Source organism: Polycyclovorans algicola TG408 (genome assembly GCF_000711245.1).
Taxonomy (GTDB): Bacteria; Pseudomonadota; Gammaproteobacteria; order Nevskiales; family Nevskiaceae; genus Polycyclovorans; species Polycyclovorans algicola.
In genome coordinates, this window is the sequence record NZ_JOMH01000001.1 from 996,875 (window position 1) to 1,017,213 (window position 20,339).

Genomic DNA, 20,339 nt, shown 5'->3' on the forward strand with positions numbered 1-20,339 from the left:
GACGACGTTGCGCCAGGCCGCGTGCCTTCATCCGGTTTTGACGCGCCTGACCGCTTCGCGCCAGCCAGCATATCGACGCTCGGCATCGTTTGTGACGAGACTTGGGGTGAAGCGTCGCTGCTCGGCCCACAGCGCGCTGATGTCATCCAGCGAGGCGTAGACCCCGGTCTGCAAACCCGCGAGAAACGCGGCACCCAGCGCGGTGGTTTCGATCACTTCGGGGCGCACCACCGGAATCTGCAGGGTGTCGGCGAGGTTCTGGGTGAGCCAGTCGTTGACCACCATGCCGCCGTCGACGCGCAACTCTTTGGGCGGCACGGCGTCTTCGCGCATGGCATTCATCAGGTCGCGGGTCTGGTAGCCGACCGACTCCAGCGCGGCGCGAACGATGTGGGCGATGCCGGAGTCCCGCGTCAGGCCAAAGATGGCGCCGCGCGCTTCCGGGTCCCAGTACGGTGCGCCCAGGCCGGTGAAGGCCGGCACCAGATAGACGCCGTTGGTGTGCTCGATGGACGCTGCGATCTCGGCGGTTTCTCCGGCATTGGAGATCAGGTGCATGGCGTCGCGCAGCCATTGCACCGCCGCGCCGGCGACGAAAATGCTGCCCTCCAGCGCGAAGGTGGGCTGCCCCTTGAGGCGATAGGCCACAGTGGTCAGCAGCCGGTTGCGTGAGGCGACGCGCTGCGTGCCGGTGTTGAGCACCATGAAGCAGCCGGTGCCGTAGGTCGACTTGATCATGCCTGGCGAAAAGCAGGCCTGGCCGACGGTGGCGGCCTGCTGGTCACCGGCAACCCCGGCGATGGCGATGGGCGCGTCAAGGCCTTCGATTTCGCTGGTGCCGAAGTCGGCGGCGCTGTCGAGCACCTCGGGTAGCATCGCGCGCGGCACGCCGAAGAAGTCCAGCAGTTCGTCGTCCCAGTCCTGCGTGTCGAGGTTAAACAGCGCGGTGCGGCAGGCGTTGGTGGCGTCGGTGACGTGACGCTTGCCGCCGGTCAGGGTCCAGATTAGCCAGCAGTCGATGGTGCCGAAGGCCAGCTCACCTTTTTCGGCGCGGGCACGGGCACCGTCCACCTTGTCGAGTATCCAGGCGATCTTGGTGGCCGAGAAATAAGGATCGAGCAGCAGCCCCGTTTTCTCTGAAAGCCACGCCGAGCGCTCGGCGCGGTCGGCGCACCATTTGGCGGTGCGGCGGTCTTGCCAGACGATGGCGGGGTGGATGGGTTGGCCGGTGGTGCGGTCCCATACCACCGTGGTTTCACGTTGGTTGGTGATGCCCATGCCGGCAACATCCGAGGCTTGGAGGCTAGCGCTTTTGAGCGCGCCAACAATGACCGCTTGGGCGTGTTCGGCAATCAGCGCAGCGTCGTGTTCCACCCACCCGGACTTCGGGTACGACTGCGGCAGTTCGATCTGGTGGCTGCCGAGGGCCTTGCCTTCGCGGGAAAAAAGGATGGCGCGGGTGCTGGTGGTGCCCTGGTCAAGGGCCAGTAGTGCCGTCATCTGTCGCGTTGCCTTCGTCGTTGGGATCGAAGCGCGAAGCCTAACCCACGCAGCCAGACGTCACGTCCGGAAAGCCCCTAGAGGCTGCGCACCGCCGTGAAGGTGGTAATGACCTTGCCGGTGGGCGCGCCCGTTGGCGAACCGCCCTCAGGCTCGATGCTCACTGCGAAGGTCGGCACCGGCTCATCGCCGGTCAGGCCCTCACGGGTGTGCACCTGGCGGCCGGTCATCGGCAAGACGCCAACCGATACGGGCGTGCCGTCTTCGCCGATCCACCACAATTCGGCGCTGCGGTTGTCCGGCATCTTCGGATTGCCTTCCACCTGCACCAGAATCTGTTCGCCGTCGGCGGTGGCCTGCACCACCCAACGGCCGCCGTCGGTGGCCAGTGCAGCCATCAACAGGCCTTGCGGCTCCGGCACCTGCGCGCCCTCATCCGTCAGCGAGACGCCGAGCAAGCCGCCGAGCACCACGGCCAGCAGGGACGCGGCAACCGCCCAGATCTTGAGCAATGGCAGCGGGCCGCTCGGCGGCCGTGCCGCTCGGCGCGAAGATCGGCGCCCGGCGGTGTCCGGCCGGGTTGCCCGCGGCGTGATCGGGCCGGACACGGTCGGTCCGCGTGGCGCAGTCGGCGGGCTGACGGGTGGCGCGACCGTGGGTGTTGCAGGGTCGGCATGCTGCGGGCCCAGTGCCGGGGGTTGGCGACGTCCGCCCCTGGCCGGGCTGGCCGACGCTTCGGTCGCCGGTGCTTTGGCGCGCGCGCCCGGACGGGTGGCGGTCAGCGGCGGAATGGATGTCACGGGGTGGTCACCCTTGGCCGCAGCGGGCGGCGGCGCAGCGGCGATCTTGGCGGCAGCCGCTTCAAGACGCTTCCACTGGCCTTCAGAGGGCAGAACCGGCTTGAAGCCGCGATTGAGCACGCTGAAATGTCGCTCCCAGCGATAAACGGCTGCGCGCAGATTGGCGTCACGGGCCAGCCGCTGCTTCATGGCGGCACGCGCCGGTCCGCGTAGGGTGCCGAGCACGTACGCGGCAGCCAGCATCGAGCGCAGTTTGGCGTTCCAGGTGCTCATGGTTCCAGGCATTCCCGAAGGCGCTGCAAACCGCGGCGTACCCAACTTTTCACGGTGCCCAGGGGGCTGCGCATGCGCTCGGCCAGTTCGGGATGGGTATAGCCTTCGTAGTACGCCAGCATCACGGCCTTGCGCTGCTCATCAGAGAGTTCTTCAAGACAGTGGTTGAGGCGGTGCAGGTGCTCATCGGTTTCCGCCTGGTTGTCGGGCGCGTCGCTGGCGTCGGCCCAGTCGAGGTCCATTGGCAGGGCCTCTTCGTCGGTCGAACGGTGTTCGCGGTGGGCGCGGATCAGGTCGAGCGCGCGATAGCGGGCAATGGTCATCATCCACGCCAACGGATGACCCCGTTCTTCGGCATAGGAGTCGGCCTTGTTCCAGATTCTGAGGTAGCAATCCTGCAAGGCATCCTCCGCCCGCTCACGATGGCGAAGAATACGCATCAGTACCCCCAGCAGATGCGAGGAGGTCGCGTCGTAAAGCAGTCGAAACGCGCGCATGTCTTTGGCTGCGGTGGCACGCAGTAGCGCAGCCAGCGACTCAGCTTCGTCAGGGACTCGGGGTTGTGCCATGCGCAACAATATAACGGAAGGCCGTGCGGTTGGCGGCCCGCTATCATGCGCCCCTTGCCCATTTCTCTGGACGTCCGATGCTTGGCGCCTTCCCCAAAACCCGTCCCCGCCGCTTGCGGCAAGCACCCTTCATTCGCGAGCTGGTGCGCGAGACGCGGGTGTCGCCCGGCAACCTTGTGCAGCCGCTGTTTGTTGCCGAAGGCGCGCTCGCCGGGCCCATTGCTGCGATGCCGGGCTGCACCCGGCTGACGCTTGAGGCGCTGGCGCTTGAGGCGCGGCGGCTGGTCGAGCTTGGCATCCCGGCCATCGCCCTGTTTCCGGTGATTCCGCAGGCACTCAAGTCCGACCGGGGCGAAGAAGCGCTCAACCCTGATGGCTTGGTGCCGCGCGCTATCGCGGTGGTGAAGGCGGCCGCGCCCACGCTCGGCGTGATTGTCGACATCGCGCTCGACCCATACACCACTCACGGACACGACGGGCTGCTGGATGCCAATGGCGCGGTCGACAACGACGCCACCGTGGAAGTGTTGCGCAAACAGGCTTTGGCCTACGCGCGCGCCGGGGCCGATGTGGTGGCGCCGTCCGACATGATGGATGGCCGCATTGGCGAGATTCGCCGCGTGCTGGAACGCGACGGCCTGCACGACGTGTTGATTCTGTCTTATGCCGCCAAGTACGCCAGCGCGTTTTACGGCCCGTTCCGCGACGCGGTGGGCTCGTCGGCCAACCTCGGCAAGTCCGGCAAGCAGACCTACCAGATGGACCCCGCCAACACCGACGAGGCCCTGCGCGAAGTGGCGCTGGATCTCGCCGAAGGTGCCGACATGGTCATGGTCAAGCCCGGCATGCCCTATCTCGACATCATTCGCCGGGTGAAGACCGAATTTGGCGTGCCGGTGGCCGCCTACCAAGTGTCCGGTGAGTACAGCATGATGAAAGCCGCCGCCGCTCAAGGCATGCTCGACGAGCGTGCGGTGCTGATGGAAGCGCTCACCTGTCTGCATCGCGGCGGCGCCGACATCATCTTCACCTACTACGCCGCGCAGGCCGCCGAGTGGCTACGGGAACAGACCCGATGAAACGCTTCGCGGTGATCGGTCAGCCGGTGGCGCACAGCCTGTCGCCACGCATTCACGCGGCGTTCGCCGCCGCCGCCGGCATTGAACTGGACTACCAGGCGCTCGCCATCGACGAGGCGGATCTGGCCACACGGCTAGACGCCCTGCACGACGAAGGCTGGGCCGGTTTCAATGTGACGCTGCCGCACAAGCAGACGGTGATGGCACGGTGCGAGGACCTGAGCGAGGCCGCGCGGCGGGCGGGCGCGGTCAACACGCTGACCCGAACCGACAGCGGCTGGCAGGGCGACAACACTGATGGCACCGGACTGGTGCGTGACCTTGCGCGAGCGGGCGTCGTGACGGCGGGCCAACGGGTGCTGATTCTCGGGGCTGGCGGCGCTGCGCGCGGCATCATCGCCCCGCTGCTGGCGACCCGACCGGCATCGTTGGTCATCTCCAATCGCAACCCCTGGAAGCCCGAAGCGTTGAGCGAAGCCTTCGCCGATCTTGGGACCCTGACACCACGCACCCACTGGGCGCTCAAGGGTGATGCCTTTGATCTGGTCATCAACGCCACCTCGGCGGGGCACAGTGGCCCCATGCCACCCATGCCGGACGAACTGTTCGCCGACGGCGCCGTGGCTTACGACCTCAGCTACGGCACCGCCCACGCGCCATTTGCCGAGTGGGCCAAGGCCGAGGGCGCGCGCGTCGTTCACGATGGCCTTGGCATGCTGGTCGAGCAGGCGGCCGCGAGTTTTGCGCGCTGGCATGGCGTGACGCCCGACACGGCGCCGGTGCTTAAAGCCCTGCGTTAGGGCCTGTCTGGTGGGATAAAAAGCCGTTCCAGATGACGTGGGTCGTCAAAGTGCGCGCGGCCGATAAACGCCGTGGCGTGGCGGCCCCACTGACGCATCGCGCCGGGGCTGATCACCCCTGACGGCCACAGCCACCAGCGCTCGCCACGCTCGGTGCCGCGGATCAGCCCGTCGTCATCAAACAGGGTGCCGACTTCCAGTTCGCGATAGGGCCGCAGAGCGTAGGTCTGCTCGGCGTCTGACACGACCGAGGTCGCGGGCATGACGCGCAGCAACTGATGGTCCCCCGCACTGACGCGCAGCGCCAACGGCTCGCTGCCGTCCACCGACTGCGGAATCAGCACGCGCTCCTGACCGGGGTTGTCCTGTGGCTGCGGGGTCAGCGCCTGCGCCGGGTAAGCGTAGTGATAGCAGCCGCAGGGATGGATGCTGTCGTACGCCAGCGGCTGGCCGTCGTTGTCGAGCACGACACGCCAGACGATGCCGTCCAGGGTGCCGGCGTAAGGGTCGAAGGCGCCGCTGGCAGTGCGTGCCGGGAACCACAGCGTGTAAACCAGGCCCGGCAGCACCTGATCACCCCAACGGGTCAGGGTCGGGTGCCAGTAGACGACTGCGCGGGGCTTGGTGACGAGGGCGCCGTCCGCGTTACGGTCAGGGGCAACGGGCCGGTCGTCGTCGGTCGCCGTCTCAACCCACCAATGCGGCGCGTGATGCCGCGCCAGCGCCTGCCACTGGGCATCGTCCAGTTGCGGCAGCCCCAATGGGTCGATGCGCCAGGCGTTCGTTGCTGCGGCGGCCTCGGGCGCGGGCTCGGGCCGGTAACGGGTCAGTTGACCCGCGTTGCCGGACGTAGCCGAGAACCGTTTGGCCATGGTGGCGTGAAACCCGGCGATGCCGGCTTTCAGGAACGGGCGCGCCAGCCAGTAGCCGCCGGCCAGCCGCTGGCCCTGGCTGTAATCATCGGCAACGCCGAGGCGCGCCAGCAGGGCGGCGCGCCGGGGCGGTGATTGCAGGTCGGCATCGCGCAGCCGAGCGGCACACTTGGTCAGTGCGGGGTCGGGTTGCAGACCCTGACGTGCAGCCTCAATGGCGCGCGCTTCATTGCCGAGATTCAGCAGTGCGGCGCTCAGCGACGCCCATTGGTGGGCATCAAGCGTCTCGTCGCGCCACGAGGCGAGCAGCCGGTTCTGCCGGTAGTGGGGAAACCCGTCGACGCGGCGTCGCGCGGCATCACCCTGGTCGCCAGATGCGGCCTGATCGTCTGCCGCCAACAAGCGCGTCTGGCAGTCGGCAAGCTGCGGTGGCGGAGCGACCTGCGTCGCGGGCCGATGGGCACAGCCGCTCAGGCCCACCAGCAAGGCGATGACCGGCAGCGTCGCCGGTCGGATGCGGGCAGTGTCAGCCCGCGTCGTTCTCACGCGGCTGCGCCTCATCCTCGGCGTTGCTCGGGGTGACCCAGCGCGAGATGAAGATGCCCAACTCGTAGAGCAGATAGACCGGCACGGCGAGCATGAACTGCGAAATGATGTCGGGCGGCGTGAAGATCGCGCCCAGCACGAACGCGCCGATGAACACGTATTCGCGAATGTTCTTCAGCTTGGCGGTCGTGACCAAGCCGGTCTGCACCATCAACACGATGGCCACCGGCGTTTCAAACGCGAGCCCAAAGGCGATGAACAGGGTCAGCACGAAGCTCAGGTAAGAGCTGATGTCGGTCATCACCGACACGCCGTCTGGTGCCATGCCGATGAGGAAGCCGAACACCGTTGGCAGGACCGCGAAGTAGGCGAAGGCGATGCCCGAATAGAACAGCAGCGTCGACGACAGCATCAGCGGCGCGACGAAGCGCTGCTCGGTTTTGTACAGGCCGGGCGCGATGAACGACCACGTCTGCCACAGCGTCCACGGCATGGAAATGATGAACGCCAGCGCCGCCGCCAGCTTGATGGGCGCGAAGAATGGCGAGGCGACCTCGGTCGCGATCATGGTGGTGCCTTCCGGCAGCAGACCCATCAACGGCGTTGCGATGACGGTGTAGACGTCGCGTGCGACGAAGGTGAGCGGGATGAACACCACCATCATGCCGAGCACGATGCGCAGCAGCCGGTCGCGCATCTCCAGCAGATGCGCCATCAGCGGCTGTTCCTTGCCGTCGACCTTTGCGTTGCCGCTCATGTTTTGTCTTTGTTGTCGGGTGCGGACGGCTTGTCTGAAATCGAATCACCCAGCGATCGGGTCTGTGCCTCGATGCTGGATGCGGTATCGCTGAACGGATTGCGCGGGGTGACCTTGTCTTTGAGGTCGGTCATTTCGCCGCGCATGCTTGACTCCGCTTCGCCAGCCTTTTCTTTAAGCAGCCGGTGCGCTTCTTCGAGCTCTTTGCGCAGGTCACTGGCGCGGGTTTCACGGTCGAGCTCGGCCGTCAGGTTGCGCATGTAACCCTTGGCGGTGCCGACCCAGCGGCCCAGGCCACGCGCCGCCCTCGGCAGCTTTTCGGGGCCGAGCACCACCAGCGCAATCACCAGAACAATGGCGATCTCGGCAAAGCTGAAATCCAGCATGCTAGGGCCTGTTCACGATTGGCGCATCGTCGCGGCCGAGTCGGTTATGGCCCTGTGCAAGCGGGAGAAGCGCCGTTTGGTCATTCCAAACAAGCGACGACCAACGAAGCCCAGGGCCAGAACCGGCCGGCCCCTTCGGGTTGCTGCCTGTTTTTCCGCCATGCGGCGTTGCTCCTTCGTCATTTGGAATTACCAGATTTTCTCAGTTGCGCCTTGCCTGGCGAAAAAACAGACGGCAACGCGGCGATCCGACAATCGCGAACAGGCCCTAGGTCTTTAGACCTTGTCTTTTTCAGACTGCGTGGTAGTGGTGGTCGACGCGTGCTTCTCTGGATCGGCGAGCGACTCACTATTTTTGTTGGCTTCGGCGTCGCCTTCTTTCATCGACTGTTTGAAGTTCTTGATGCCCGCGCCCAGGTCACCCCCGGCATTGCGCAGCTTCTTGGTGCCGAAAATGACCAGCACGATGACCAGAACGATCAACCAGTGCCAAATGCTGAATGAACCCATTGTTGACTCCTCAGTGATTGCGTGCCGCTTTCTCGGCAAGACCTGACAGACCGAAGCGTTGGGCCAGGACGTCGGTCACGTCCTCCAGGCTCAAGCCCTTGTGTACCAGCAGGACCAGGGTGTGAAACCACAGGTCTGCCACTTCGTTGGACAACGGTCCTGGCGCCCCGTTCTTGGCGGCGATCAGAACCTCGGCGGCTTCTTCGCCGACCTTTTTCAGTATGGCGTCGTCACCCTTGGCCATCAGACCGGCAACATACGACGCCGCTGGATCCGCGCCTTTTTGGCGTTCGCGAATCACTTCGACCAGTCGGGCGAGTACGTCGTTTTCGGGCATCGATCAGTTTGCCGCTTGGGCGTGACGGGAGCGCGACAGCTTACACAAGCCATGTCCCCCGAAGCACTCAGAGGCGAATGTTGACACCCTTGCCCTTCAAATAGCGCTTGGCCTCACCGACGGTATGGGTGCCATGGTGAAAGATGCTTGCCGCCAGCACGGCGTCAGCGCCGCCCTCGATCAGTCCTTCGTAAAGGTGCTTCAGCTCACCGACACCGCCGCTGGCGATCAGCGGTACCGAGACCTGGTCGCTGATGGCGCGCAGCAATTCGTGGTCGTAGCCTTCCTTGGTGCCGTCGCGGTCCATGCTGGTGACCAGCAACTCGCCCGCCCCCAGTTTGGCCATTCGCACCGCCCACTCCACGGCATCTATGCCGGTCGAGCGTCGCCCGCCATGGGTGAAGACTTCCCAACGCAGCGGCTCTTTCTTTTTGTTGACGCGCTTGGCGTCGATGGCCACGACGATGCACTGCACGCCGTAGCGGTCACCGGCTTCAGCGACCAGTTGCGGGCGATCGACGGCGGCGGTGTTGATGCTCACCTTGTCGGCGCCGGCCGAGAGCAGGGCGCGCACGTCGGCGCAGGTGCGCACGCCGCCGCCCACGGTCAACGGAATGTAAATTTCGCGGGCCACGGCCTCGACGGTCTTGAACAGGGTCGGTCGGTCGTCGCTGCTGGCGGTGATGTCGAGAAACACCAACTCGTCGGCGCCTTGCTGATCGTAGCGACGCGCGACTTCGACCGGATCGCCGGCATCGGTGATCGATTCAAACTTGACGCCCTTGACCACCCGGCCACGGTCGATGTCGAGGCAGGGCACGATGCGTTTGGCAAGCATGTCAGGCTCTAGGGCTTGTTAACAATTGGCGCATCGCTGCGGCCGGCCCCTTCGGGTTGCTGTCTGTTTTTCCGCCATGCGGCGTTGCTCCTTCGTCATTTGGAATAACCAGATTTCCTCAGTCGCGCCTTGCCTGGCGAAAAAACAGACGGCAACGCAGCGATACGGCAATTGTTAACAGGCCCTAGCTCTTCGCAAGTTTGACGGCGGCCTTGAAGTCGAGGCTGCCCTCGTAAAGCGCGCGACCGATCACGGCACCGGCAACACCGTCATCCGAGAGGGTGCGGAGGCGCTCGATGTCAGCGAGCGCGCTGACACCGCCGCTGGCGAAGACCGGCGTCTTGAGTGCCCGTGCAAGGTTGCCGGTGGCCTCTTCGTTGAAGCCGTTCATCATGCCGTCGCGCCCGATGTCGGTGTAAATGATGGCTTCGACGCCATCGCGCTCGCAGTGCAGCGCGGTTTCAATGACGTCGTGGCCTGTCACCTTGGTCCAGCCGTTGAGCGCCACGCGACCGTCGACCGCATCGAGTCCGACGATGATGTGGCGCGGGTATTCCAGGCACAGGTCGTGTAGAAAGTGCGGCGCGTTGACCGCGCGCGTGCCGATGATCACGTACTCGACACCGGCATCGAGATAGCGCTGCACAGTTTCCTCGTCACGGATGCCGCCGCCAATCTGAACCGGAATGCCGATGGCCTTGGCGATGGCCTCAACCACCCGCAGGTTGACCGGCTCCCCTTTCATGGCGCCGTCCAGATCCACCACGTGAAGGCGCTCAGCACCTTCATCGGCCCAACGCTGGGCCATGGCGACCGGGTCTTTGGAAAAGACCGTGACATCGTCCATCCGTCCTTGGCGCAGGCGGACACATTCCCCATTTTTGAGGTCAATTGCAGGAATCAGCAGCATGAGTTGGACAACTGGCGTTGGATCGGTGAGGAATCGGTGAGGATGGGCGCAAGCGACATGGCGCGAGAGGGCGGGGCTTGAACCTGATGTTCAGACTGCCGCAGTTCGCAGCAGCGGCGCAACTCTGGTGACCTTCATCACGGTGACCAGTCGACGAAATTGGTCAGCAACTGGATGCCGGTCGCCTGACTTTTTTCGGGGTGAAACTGGAAGGCAACGATGTTCTCGTGTGCCAATGCGGCGGTGAAGGGCTGGATGTACTCGGCCTCGCCCATCAGGTCAGACGCCGAGGCCAGCGCCACGTAATAGCTGTGCACGAAATAGAACCAACTGTTGTCGGGCACGTTGTTCCACATGGGGTGGTTGGGCATGCTGTGACGGACGCGGTTCCACCCCATGTGCGGCACCTTGAGGCGTGCGCCGGCCGGATCCTTGGGCGGGTCGGGAAAGCGCCTTACCTGGCCGCTGATGATGCCCAAGGCGTCAACGCCGCCGTTTTCGTCACTGTGATCGAGCAGCACCTGCATGCCCAGGCAGATGCCCATCAGCGGCTTGCTGCGCGCGGCTTCGCGGACCATCTCGTTGAGCTCCAGGCGTCGCAGCTCGTTCATGCACGCCTTCACCCCGCCAACGCCCGGCAGCACGATGCGGTCGCATTTCATCAACACGTCGGGGTCGTAAGAGACCTCCACACGGGTCGCACTGCAGACGCGCTCCAGCGCCTTGCCGAGCGAATGCAGGTTGCCCATGCCGTAATCGATGACGCCAATCGCTCGCATTGGAAAATCTGGACGTGATGAGGAAGTGAGGAACGAACGCGACGGTCGTCGCGCGGCAGGCGTGTTAAAGCACGCCCTTGGTCGACGGCATGGCGCCCGCCGCGCGGGCATCGACGGTGCAGGCCATGCGCAGCGCCCTGCCGAAGGCCTTGAACACGGTCTCGGCAATGTGATGGCTGTTGCGACCGCGCAGGGCATCAACGTGCAGCGTCATCTGCGCGTGGTTGACCAGTCCCTGGAAAAACTCACGGAACAGGTCGACATCAAAATCGCCGATGCGGGCGCGGGTGAACTCGACAAACCACTCCAGGCCGGGGCGGCCGGACAGGTCGATCACCACGCGTGACAGCGCTTCATCCAGCGGCACATAGGCGTGGCCGTAGCGGACCAGCCCCTTTTTGTCGCCGACCGCCTGGGCGATGGCCTGCCCCAGCGTGATGCCGATGTCTTCGACGCTGTGATGGTCGTCGATGTGGCGATCACCCTCGGCTTTGACCTTGAGGTCGATCAGTCCGTGACGGGCAATCTGGTCGAGCATGTGGTCGAGAAACGGAATGCCGGTGTCGAGCTCGCGCGCACCGCTGCCGTCAAGATTGATCTCGACGTCGATGCGGGTTTCCAAGGTGGTGCGCGAAATACGGGCGGTTCTGGCAGTCATTCCCGGTCAGGGCTGGCGTTTGAGGCGCGTAGGATACGCCTTCGGACGGGTGGCGTCAGCGCCCGGCCGCAGGGCCTGTGGGCCTGCCGGTCTCCAGCCAGAAGGTCACTGGGCCGTCATTGATCAGGCTCACCGCCATGTCGGCGCCGAACCGGCCCTGCTGCACCCTGGCCGCACCCAGCGTGTCCGTGGCCACAACAACGGCATGATCGAACAGCCGGCGCGCCAAAGCCGGTGGCGCGCTGCTGGAGAAACTGGGGCGCAGGCCGCTGCGCGTATCCGCCGCCAGGGTGAACTGCGGCACCAGCAGCAGGCTGCCGCCGCAGGCGTGCAGGGACAGGTTTATGCGGCCGGTGGCGTCGGCGAACACCCGGTAGGCGAGGCAGCGCCGGACCAATATGCCGACGCGGTCCTCGTCGTCACCCGGTTCGAAGCCGACCATCACCAGCAGGCCGGGGCCGATGTCCGCGACCGGGTGATCCGTCACTGCGACAGAGGCGCTTTTGACACGCTGGATCAGGGCTTTCACGAACTCAAATGGACACGCCGGGCGTCCGGCCATGCGGGCTTGTGCACGGGCTCATCCGCCTCACTTGGCACCGGGGGGCATCAATCAGGCGCCTTCGTCGTCGTCGGTGTCATCCGGGTCGAAGGGCATCACCTCGCTGTCGTCGTCGCAGGCAGGCTCACGCATGAACGTGCGTTTGACGTCGACCAGGCCCAAATGCTGAATGGTGCGACGACCGATCAGCACCGGGTAGAGCATGTCTTGGCGGTTCTCGAGGCTGAACTGCTCCTCATAGACCGTGTCGCCGAAGCAGATGTTCATCAAGACGACGGGTCGACGCTCCTCCCCGCCGGCGCCGCGGATGATCACATTGCGATGAAGCGGGCGCTCAAACACCCGCACAACGTCTTTTTCGGTCCGCTGATCTTCGACATCAACGGTAAAGCGCACCCATTTCGCGCCGTCCTTCTCAAACCGCTCGATGTTGCGGGCGTGCAGGGAAGAGGTCAGTGCCCCGGTGTCCAGTTTGCTTTTCACCGTCACGCCCCAGGGCGCCAGGCTCGCATGTTCAATCCAGCCAAAAACATGCTTGCCGTCGACTTTGCCGGCATGGGCGGCGTGGGCGGTCAGGAGCAAGCACAGCGTAAGAAGAAGGTGGCGCATGTCGGTCGTCGTCGAGTGAGTTGAGGCGTTGGTGGGGCCCTTGGCGTTTGGAACCGGTCACAGGTCGACGCCTTTGGCCGAGGGTCGGGTCCGTTCCAAGCCCTCGAGAATGCGCAAATGGTTACCCAAAACGGCGTTTGGCGTGTGCCCTGTTCATTCCTTGGGGCGGAATGTGGGTTGATCGGGGTCATCCGCCACCTGCCCTGCCCAGGCGGACGCCCTGATTCAGCGGGCTTCCGGTAGGCTTTGGCCCGCGTTGAATCACCTTGGGGAGAACTTGTTCATGCAGCGTCGCGACGTATTGATGGGCTTGGCAGGGGGCACCGCCTTGTTGGCCGGCTGCGAGCCGGGCGAGGTCGCGCAAACCGCCAGTGGCGCGGCTCAGGAACGCGTCGAATGGCGCATGTACACCACCTGGCCGAAGAACTTTCCAGGCTTGGGGACCGGCGCCGCGCGACTGGCCGAACGGATCACACAGATGTCGGGCGGGCGACTCACCGTGTCCGTGTATGGCGCCGGCGAACGGGTACCGGCGCTGGAAGTCTTCGATGCGGTGTCGCGTGGCAGCGCGCAAATGGGCCATGGCGCCGCCTATTACTGGAAGGGCAAGGCCGCCTCGGCGCCGCTGTTCTGCACGGTGCCGTTCGGCTTTACGGCTCAGGAACAGAACGCCTGGCTCTACTACGGCGGCGGCATGGAACTGTGGCGCGAGGTGTATGAAAAATTCAATCTGATGCCGTTTGATGCCGGTAACACCGGCACACAGATGGCGGGCTGGTTCAACAAACCCATCGACACGCTGGCCGACCTGCGCGGCTTGAAGATGCGCGTGCCAGGACTGGGCGGCGAGATTCTGTCGAAGCTGGGTGTGGTGCCGGTCAATATTCCCGGCGGCGAGCTGTTCACCGCGCTGTCCACCGGCACGATTGATGCCGCCGAATTTGTCGGCCCTTACAACGATCTGGCCTTCGGCCTGCACCGCGCCGCCCGCTATTACTACTATCCCGGCTGGCATGAGCCGGGCGCGACGCTTGAAGCCATCGTCAACATGGACGCGTGGAAGGCGCTGCCGGAAGACCTGCAGTACATCGTCCAGACCGCCTGCGAATCGACCTCGCACACCATGCTGGCCGAGATGACCGCGCGCAACAACGGCGCCCTGACCACCCTGGTCGAGGAGCACGGTGTCGATGTGCGTCCGCTGCCGCCCGAGGTGCTGGCCGCGCTCAAGGTCGAGAGCGAGCAGTACCTTGCCGAGGCCGAGAAGGGCGAGCCGCTGCTGGCGCGCGCCGCCGAGTCGATCCGCAAGTTCCGCGTCGAAATGCTGCAGGGCACGGCGATTGCCGAGCAGGCGTTTCTCAATGCCCGCAGTGCTTGAACTCCTTGGCCGCGACCCTATCCAAAGCCGCACATCCGAAATGATGAATCCTGTCCAGACCCATGACTGACGCTGACATTCTGATCGAGGCCCAAGGGCTGACCCGCCGCTACGGCCGGCAGAACGCCGTCCAAAACCTGTCGCTCACCCTGCGCAAGGGTGAAGTGCTGGGTCTGTTGGGCCCCAACGGTGCGGGCAAGTCCACCACCATGAAAATGCTCACCGGCACCCTCAAGCCCACGGCCGGCACGGTGGCGATCAAGGGCGTTTCGATGGCCGACGATCCCAAGGCCGCCAAGCAGGCGCTGGGCTATTTGCCCGAACAGCCGCCGGTGTATGGCGAGCTGACCGTTGATGAGTTTCTCGATTTCGCCGCCGGCCTTCACGGTCTGCGCGGCGCTGGGCGCAAAGACGCGGTGCAGTCCGCCAAGCAGGACTGCGGCTTGGAGGAGGTCTCACGTCGGCTGATCAGCAATCTGTCGAAGGGTTACCAGCAGCGGGTCGGTTTGGCGCAGGCCATCATCCACCGGCCACCGGTGATCATTCTCGACGAGCCCACGGTGGGGCTGGACCCGATCCAGATTCGCGAGATTCGCAGCCTGATTGCCGATCTGGGCCGCAATCACTCGGTGATTCTGTCGAGCCACATCCTTCCGGAGATTCAGGCGGTGTGCTCGCGGGTGATGATCATCGCGCGCGGTTTGTCGGTCTACGACGAACCGCTGACCGCCACCGAGAACGCGCGCTTCGACACGGTCGAGATCGGCCTGCGGCAGCCGCCGACCCTGGATGCGCTGCGCGGCATCGACGGCGTGGCATCGGTGACGGCGCTACCTGGCGGCACGCGCTTCATGGCGCAGGTGCAGGCCGGGCAGGACCCGCGTGAAGCACTGGCGACGGCCGCTGCGCAAGGCGGATGGGGGCTGTTCGAGCTGCGCGCCGTGACCCGCACGCTGGAAGACATTTTTGTCGAGTTGACCTCGGGCGACGCGTTGGCGGAGGCGGCATGAACATCTTGATCATTGCCCGCGCCGAACTGCGCCGCATCTTTCTGTCGCCGCTGGCGTGGGCGGTGCTCGCCGTGGTGCAGGTCTTGCTCGGCTTCGTCTTCGTCAACGTGCTGTTCGACTTCATCAACCAGCCCGGCTTTGGCGGCGGCTTCGGCGCCTCCGACGTGGTGGTGGGTCAGGTGTTCGGCTTCGCGACCATTCTGGTGCTGCTGATCATGCCGCTGATGACCATGCGGCTGTTTGCCGAAGAGCGCAAAAGCGGCACGCTCAATCTGCTGCTGTCGGCACCGGTGTCGCTCACCGAAATCGTGCTCGGCAAGTTCTTGGGCGTGGTCGGCTTCATTGTGGTGATGCTGGCGGTGACGGCCTTGATGCCGCTGGCCCTGCTGCCGACCACCGATCTTGACGTGGGCCGTGTCGCGGCCGGTCTGCTCGGCTTGCTGCTGCTGATGAGCGCGTTTGCCGCCGCAGGATTGTTCGTGTCGTCGCTGACCCGCGAGCCGACGATCGCGGCGGTGGCCAGTTTCGGGCTGCTGCTGGCGATCTGGCTGGTCAACATGGTGGGTTACCAGGATGGTGTGCCGTTTGCCGAGCTGATTCGTTACCTGTCACTTATCGAACACTACGAGAGCCTGCGCCGCGGCGTGTTCGACACTGCCGACATCGCCTACTACGGCCTGTTCACCGCGCTGTTTCTGGGGCTGACGGTGCAGCGTCTGGACCTTGAACGCCAATGACCGATTCATCGATGAAATCGCAAACCCTGCAAAAGTGGATCAGCCTGCTGTTGTTCATCGCGCTGATCGTGATCCTCGGCGTACTGTCGACGCGTTTTTCCGCGGCGCTGGACTGGACTGCCGGTGGCCGCAACACCCTCACCGAGGCCAGTCAGGCACAACTGGCGAGTATGGACGGGCCGATCATCGTCCGCGCCTTTGTCTACTCCGGTGACCCGCGGCGGCGCGACATCGAGCTGGACTTTGCCCGCTACCAGCGCGCCAAGGCCGACATCGAGGTGCGCTTCATCGACCCCAGCACCCAGCCGCAACAGGTGCGTGAATTCGACATCCGTGAGCCCGGGCAGATCGTGCTCGAGTACGACGGCCGCCGCGAAACCATTCCCGGCACCACCGAGCCCATGGTCACCACCGCGCTGCAGCGGCTGGCGGTCAGCGGCGAGCAATGGGTGGTGTTTCTGGCCGGCCACGGTGAGCGCAGCATCAGTCGCGAAGACGATTCGCGGGCGCTGACCGGCTACGCCAATGCCCTGCGCGAACGCGGGCTGAAGGTGCAAAGCGTCAATCTCACCGAAACGCCGGCGATTCCCGACAACACCAGCGTCCTGGTGCTGGCCAGCCCCGAGCGCGCCTATTTGCCGGGCGAGATCGAACTGGTGCGCGATTACGTCGCCCGCGGCGGCAATCTGCTGTGGCTGGCCGACCCCGATCACCCGGTGGGGCTGGCCGAGGTGGCCGGCGAACTGGGCGTCACCTGGCTCGACGGCTACGCCATCTTCCCGGACTACCAAGTGATCGGCACCGGACACCCCGGCTTCTTCGCGGCCACCCAATATCCGGCCAATGCCGTCACCCAGGGCTTTGACCAGATCACGCTGTTTCCGCTGGTGCGCGCCATGGCTGTCGACAAGGTCAACGACTGGACGATGCAACCGATGCTGGTCGCCGGTGAGTCGGCGTGGCTGGAAACCGGCGACATCAGCGGTGGCACGGTGGCGCTGGACGATGACGACATCCCCGGTCCGCTGCTGATCGGCGCGACCTTGACCCGCGACCTTGAAGTCGACGGCGAAAACCGGACCCAGCGCGTGGCGCTGGTTGGCGATGCGGACTTCCTTTCTGACCTGCACCTGGCCGAGGTCGGTAACGAAGCATTCGGGCTCAACCTGGCGCAGTGGCTGGCGCTGCGCGATGCGCAGTTGAACATCCGCGTGCCCGAGGCGCCCGACACCGACATCGTCATCTCGCCGCTGGGCGGTAAAGCCATCGTGGCCGTGTTTGTCATCGTGTTACCACTGCTCCTGTTGCTGGTCGGCGTGGGGCGCTGGTTCGTCCGGCGTCGGCGCTGAGCGCGGCGGGACATGAACCGAGGACGCCGCAATCTGCTGCTGCTGACCGGCATCGCCGGGCTGGCGGCGCTGGGATGGTTGTCGCGCGAGCAGCCCGAGCCGACGCGCCCGCTGACGGCGCTGAGTCAGGACGCCATCGAGCGCATCCGCGTCGAGCACCCCGGCAAGCCGGCCATCGCCCTGGCACGCCGCGATGATGGCAATTGGCGCCTCACCGAGCCGGTGGCGGCCGATGCCGATGCCTTCGAGGTGGCGTCGCTGCTCAACCTCGCCGCCCTGCCGGTTCGCCGCGCATTGGGCGAAGACTTCGATGCGGCCGAGTTGGGGCTGTCGCCCCCGGCCTTCGTTATCACCCTGAACGATGTCGCCTTGCGCTTCGGTGGCACCGACCCGCTCAGTGCCCAGCGCGTGGTGCAGACCGACGCCCTGGCCGCACTGGTCGACAACCCGCCCAGTGCCGCGTTGGACGCCGATTTCAGCGACCTGGTCAGCAAGCAGCTGATTCCCGAAGGCGCCGCAATCAAGGCCATCGACCTGCCGGACGGCCGTCTGGTCGAGGCCGCAGCCGACGGCGGCTGGCGGGTGACCGGCGCGCCCGAGCTTGACCCGCAGGCGCTGGTCGAAGGCTGGGCCGGTGTGCGCGCCATGTGGAATGCCGCCGCCCCGGAAGCACTTGATGCCGACGGTCTTGAGCGGGTCACGGTGCACCTGGCCTCAGGTGACGCGTTGCCGTTCGTCGTGCTGCAGCGCGCGCCGCAGTTCGAGTTGGTGAACGCGGAACTGGGCGTGCAATACACGCTCTCGGCGGTGCTGGCCGCCACGCTGCTGACCGTGCCGGAACCGGCATCCAAAGGCGAACCCGAAGCCGCGCCGGAGGCCGAACCGGCCGACTGATGCCTGAGCTTCCCGAGGTCGAAACCGTCCGTCGCGGGCTGGCACCGCACATCGTCGGACGGCAAATCGCGGCGGTGGTGGTGCGCGATGCGCGGCTGCGCTGGCCGGTGCCCGCGACCTTGTCGACCGACCTTCAGGGGCAAACCATCACGGCGGTCGACCGTCGCGGCAAATACCTGCTGCTGCGCCTCAGTGGCGGCGACACGGTGCTGGTGCACCTCGGCATGTCGGGTCGGCTGCGGGTGTTCGACGCGCTGCCCGCGCCGGTCAAGCACGACCATGTCGACTGGCAGTTCGTGGGTGGCGGCGGCATGCGGCTCAACGACCCGCGGCGCTTCGGCGCGGTGCTGCACTGGCCGCAGGCGCAAACCGGCCACGCGCTGCTCGATCACTTGGGGCCCGAGCCGTTCGATGACGACTTTACCGGCGCCTATCTGCACGCCCGCTCGCGCGGCAAGCAGGTGGCCACCAAGTCGTTCCTGATGGACGGCCGCACCGTGGTCGGCTGCGGCAACATTTACGCCGCCGAGTCGCTGTTCCGCGCGGGTGTTCGCCCGACCCGCGCGGCGGGCAAGTTGACCCGCCCAGACTGTGATCGACTGGTGACGACGGTGCGCGCGGTGTTGCGCGATGCCATTGAGCAAGGCGGCACCACCCTGCGCGATTTCGCCGGGGCCGACGGCGTCGCCGGGTATTTTCAGCAAGACCTGTTTGTCTACGGGCGTGAAGGGCAACCGTGCCGGGTCTGCGGCACTTCCCTGAAGGGCCTGCGCATCGGTCAGCGCGCCAGCGTCTGGTGCCCGGCCTGTCAGCGCTGAGCCCGTCCGGGATGCGCGAAGTCGGGGCAGTGGGCAATATGTCGGTCGTTCATTTTCTGCCGGACCTGCCATGACCTCGATGACCGATGCCTTCACGCTGCCCTGCGGCGCCACGCTGCCCAACCGCATCGCCAAGGCGGCCATGACCGAAGGCCTGGCGGACCCGTGGCTGCGCGCCACCGAGCGTCACGCGCGTGCGTATCGGCAGTGGTCGCACGGCGGTGCGGGTCTGCTCATCACTGGCAACGTGATGATCGACAAGCTGCGGCTGGAGCGGCCAAGCAATGTCGCCATCGACGGCAACGGCGGGCTGGACCAGCTTCGTAACTGGGCCAAGGCGGGTACCGAGGGCGGCAATCATCTGTGGATGCAGATTTCGCACCCCGGGCGGCAGACGCCGCGCTACGTCACCTGGGATCCGGTGGGGCCGTCCGACGTGCAGCTCGACATGCTCGCCAACTACGCCAAGCCGCGCGAGATGATCGGTGACGAGATCGAAGATTTCATTCGCCGCTTCGCCCATGTGGCCGTCACGGCGCGGAATGCGGGCTTTACCGGCGTCGAAGTGCACGCTGCGCATGGCTATCTGCTGTCGTCGTTTCTGTCGCCGGTGACCAATCGTCGTCGTGACGAGTGGGGCGGTTCACTGGAGAACCGCGCGCGCTTTCTGCTTGAAGTGCTGCGCGCCACCCGCAAAGCCGTGGGCGCGGACTTCCCGGTGGCGGTCAAGCTCAATTCCGACGATTTCCGCAAGGGCGGCTTCACCCACGACGAATGCCTGACCGTCGTGCAGTGGCTCAACGACGAAACCGTGGATCTGCTGGAAATCTCCGGCGGCACCTACGAGCAACCCAAGCTGCTGGGCGTCGACGGCCGTGACGACAGCATCGTCGAGCGGAAAAGCACCCGCGCCCGCGAGGCCTACTTTCTTGATTACGCCGAGAGCATCCGAAAGGTGGCGAAGATGCCGATGATGGTCACCGGCGGATTCCGCAGCGCCGAGGGCATCAATGCCGCGCTGGATGAGGGGCACTGCGATGTGGTCGGCCTCGCGCGTCCGTTGTGCACCCACCCCGATGCGCCCAAGCAGCTATTCAGCGGGCGCATGACGACCCTGCCGGCCTTCGAGCACGACATGACCCTGGGCAAGGCGCAGTGGCTGAGCAAGACCAGCAATGTGTACGCGATCAAGATCGTCCACACCATTGGCCAGCTCGGTTGGTACTGCTTGCAGATCGCGCGCATGGGCGACGGCACCCGGCGCCACCATTACGGGTTGTGGCGCGCGACGTTTGCTTACCTCACTGACGAATACGTCTGCGCCTTCAAGCGGTGGCGGGCGAGCAAGCGACCGGCGGCCTGAACCAA

Annotated in this window: 23 protein-coding genes; 9 read left to right on the top strand and 14 right to left on the bottom strand. The window is 65.4% G+C overall.

Going from position 1 to position 20,339, the window contains the following annotated elements:
• Nucleotides 1-27: 27 nt before the first annotated feature.
• From glpK to U741_RS0104800, 3 genes are all read right to left on the bottom strand, one after another.
• The gene (glpK, locus tag U741_RS0104790; RefSeq protein WP_029889350.1) at nt 28-1,500 is read right to left on the bottom strand and encodes a glycerol kinase GlpK; all 1,473 of its coding nucleotides are present in this window, start codon (nt 1,498-1,500) and stop codon (nt 28-30) included.
• A 77-nt stretch (nt 1,501-1,577) separates the two neighbouring features.
• On the bottom strand, nt 1,578-2,573 hold the full coding sequence (locus U741_RS0104795) for an anti-sigma factor (RefSeq protein ID WP_029889351.1): 996 nt from the start codon (nt 2,571-2,573) through the stop codon (nt 1,578-1,580).
• Nucleotides 2,570-3,142: a sigma-70 family RNA polymerase sigma factor gene (locus tag U741_RS0104800; RefSeq protein ID WP_029889352.1), complete on the bottom strand. Its 573-nt coding sequence runs from the start codon at nt 3,140-3,142 to the stop codon at nt 2,570-2,572. The genes U741_RS0104795 and U741_RS0104800 overlap by 4 nt, the downstream gene beginning before the upstream one ends.
• Nucleotides 3,143-3,219: 77 nt before the next feature.
• On the opposite strand from U741_RS0104800, the gene hemB reads away from it, so the two are divergent.
• Nucleotides 3,220-4,221, top strand: a complete 1,002-nt coding sequence (gene hemB / locus U741_RS0104805; RefSeq protein ID WP_029889353.1) for a porphobilinogen synthase — start codon at nt 3,220-3,222, stop codon at nt 4,219-4,221.
• On the top strand, nt 4,218-5,021 hold the full coding sequence (gene aroE / locus U741_RS0104810) for a shikimate dehydrogenase (RefSeq protein WP_029889354.1): 804 nt from the start codon (nt 4,218-4,220) through the stop codon (nt 5,019-5,021). Before hemB ends, aroE begins: the two co-directional genes overlap by 4 nt.
• On the opposite strand, the gene U741_RS18235 is transcribed toward aroE, so the two are convergent.
• The 11 genes from U741_RS18235 to rloA3 form a co-directional block, all read right to left on the bottom strand.
• A complete protein-coding gene (locus U741_RS18235) occupies nt 5,018-6,439 on the bottom strand; it encodes a hypothetical protein (RefSeq protein ID WP_152551496.1) in 1,422 nt (473 codons plus the stop codon). The genes aroE and U741_RS18235 overlap by 4 nt on opposite strands.
• A complete protein-coding gene (tatC, locus tag U741_RS0104820) occupies nt 6,420-7,196 on the bottom strand; it encodes a twin-arginine translocase subunit TatC (RefSeq protein WP_084154663.1) in 777 nt (258 codons plus the stop codon). Before tatC ends, U741_RS18235 begins: the two co-directional genes overlap by 20 nt.
• Nucleotides 7,193-7,582 (bottom strand): Sec-independent protein translocase protein TatB, encoded by a 390-nt coding sequence (gene tatB / locus U741_RS0104825; protein ID WP_052378502.1) that lies wholly within the window; start codon nt 7,580-7,582, stop codon nt 7,193-7,195. The genes tatC and tatB overlap by 4 nt, the downstream gene beginning before the upstream one ends.
• A 276-nt stretch (nt 7,583-7,858) precedes the next feature.
• A complete protein-coding gene (tatA, locus tag U741_RS0104830) occupies nt 7,859-8,092 on the bottom strand; it encodes a Sec-independent protein translocase subunit TatA (protein WP_029889358.1) in 234 nt (77 codons plus the stop codon).
• Nucleotides 8,093-8,102: 10 nt separating this feature from the next.
• Nucleotides 8,103-8,429, bottom strand: coding sequence for a phosphoribosyl-ATP diphosphatase (locus U741_RS0104835; protein WP_029889359.1), 327 nt, complete (start codon nt 8,427-8,429; stop codon nt 8,103-8,105).
• A 67-nt stretch (nt 8,430-8,496) separates the two neighbouring features.
• Nucleotides 8,497-9,267 carry an imidazole glycerol phosphate synthase subunit HisF gene (hisF, locus tag U741_RS0104840; RefSeq protein ID WP_029889360.1) on the bottom strand — a complete coding sequence of 257 codons (771 nt, stop codon included), beginning with the start codon at nt 9,265-9,267 and terminating at the stop codon, nt 8,497-8,499.
• Nucleotides 9,268-9,451: 184 nt separating this feature from the next.
• The gene (gene hisA / locus U741_RS0104845) at nt 9,452-10,177 is read right to left on the bottom strand and encodes a 1-(5-phosphoribosyl)-5-[(5-phosphoribosylamino)methylideneamino]imidazole-4-carboxamide isomerase (RefSeq protein ID WP_029889361.1); all 726 of its coding nucleotides are present in this window, start codon (nt 10,175-10,177) and stop codon (nt 9,452-9,454) included.
• 137 nt (nt 10,178-10,314) lie between these two features.
• Nucleotides 10,315-10,956 carry an imidazole glycerol phosphate synthase subunit HisH gene (gene hisH, locus U741_RS0104850; protein WP_029889362.1) on the bottom strand — a complete coding sequence of 214 codons (642 nt, stop codon included), beginning with the start codon at nt 10,954-10,956 and terminating at the stop codon, nt 10,315-10,317.
• 64 nt (nt 10,957-11,020) lie between these two features.
• Nucleotides 11,021-11,614 (bottom strand): imidazoleglycerol-phosphate dehydratase HisB, encoded by a 594-nt coding sequence (gene hisB / locus U741_RS0104855; RefSeq protein ID WP_029889363.1) that lies wholly within the window; start codon nt 11,612-11,614, stop codon nt 11,021-11,023.
• A gap of 55 nt (nt 11,615-11,669) precedes the next feature.
• Nucleotides 11,670-12,143: a D-aminoacyl-tRNA deacylase gene (dtd, locus tag U741_RS0104860; RefSeq protein ID WP_029889364.1), complete on the bottom strand. Its 474-nt coding sequence runs from the start codon at nt 12,141-12,143 to the stop codon at nt 11,670-11,672.
• Between the two features lie 84 nt (nt 12,144-12,227).
• Nucleotides 12,228-12,785, bottom strand: a complete 558-nt coding sequence (rloA3, locus tag U741_RS0104865; RefSeq protein WP_029889365.1) for a retropepsin-like aspartic peptidase RloA3 — start codon at nt 12,783-12,785, stop codon at nt 12,228-12,230.
• 283 nt (nt 12,786-13,068) lie between these two features.
• Between rloA3 and U741_RS0104870 the strand changes: the two genes are divergently transcribed.
• From U741_RS0104870 to U741_RS0104900, 7 genes are all read left to right on the top strand, one after another.
• Nucleotides 13,069-14,163, top strand: a complete 1,095-nt coding sequence (locus U741_RS0104870) for a TRAP transporter substrate-binding protein (protein WP_029889366.1) — start codon at nt 13,069-13,071, stop codon at nt 14,161-14,163.
• A gap of 62 nt (nt 14,164-14,225) precedes the next feature.
• Entirely contained in the window at nt 14,226-15,173 is a 948-nt protein-coding gene (locus U741_RS0104875; protein WP_029889367.1) for an ABC transporter ATP-binding protein, read from the top strand.
• On the top strand, nt 15,170-15,910 hold the full coding sequence (locus tag U741_RS0104880; RefSeq protein WP_029889368.1) for an ABC transporter permease: 741 nt from the start codon (nt 15,170-15,172) through the stop codon (nt 15,908-15,910). The genes U741_RS0104875 and U741_RS0104880 overlap by 4 nt, the downstream gene beginning before the upstream one ends.
• A gap of 11 nt (nt 15,911-15,921) precedes the next feature.
• Nucleotides 15,922-17,259 carry a GldG family protein gene (locus tag U741_RS0104885; protein ID WP_029889369.1) on the top strand — a complete coding sequence of 446 codons (1,338 nt, stop codon included), beginning with the start codon at nt 15,922-15,924 and terminating at the stop codon, nt 17,257-17,259.
• Nucleotides 17,260-17,271: 12 nt separating this feature from the next.
• On the top strand, nt 17,272-18,153 hold the full coding sequence (locus U741_RS18240; protein ID WP_052378503.1) for a DUF4340 domain-containing protein: 882 nt from the start codon (nt 17,272-17,274) through the stop codon (nt 18,151-18,153).
• Nucleotides 18,153-18,971: a bifunctional DNA-formamidopyrimidine glycosylase/DNA-(apurinic or apyrimidinic site) lyase gene (mutM, locus tag U741_RS0104895; protein WP_029889371.1), complete on the top strand. Its 819-nt coding sequence runs from the start codon at nt 18,153-18,155 to the stop codon at nt 18,969-18,971. The genes U741_RS18240 and mutM overlap by 1 nt, the downstream gene beginning before the upstream one ends.
• Nucleotides 18,972-19,041: 70 nt before the next feature.
• Nucleotides 19,042-20,334: an NADH:flavin oxidoreductase/NADH oxidase family protein gene (locus tag U741_RS0104900; protein ID WP_029889372.1), complete on the top strand. Its 1,293-nt coding sequence runs from the start codon at nt 19,042-19,044 to the stop codon at nt 20,332-20,334.
• The last annotated feature ends 5 nt before the right edge of the window (nt 20,335-20,339 follow it).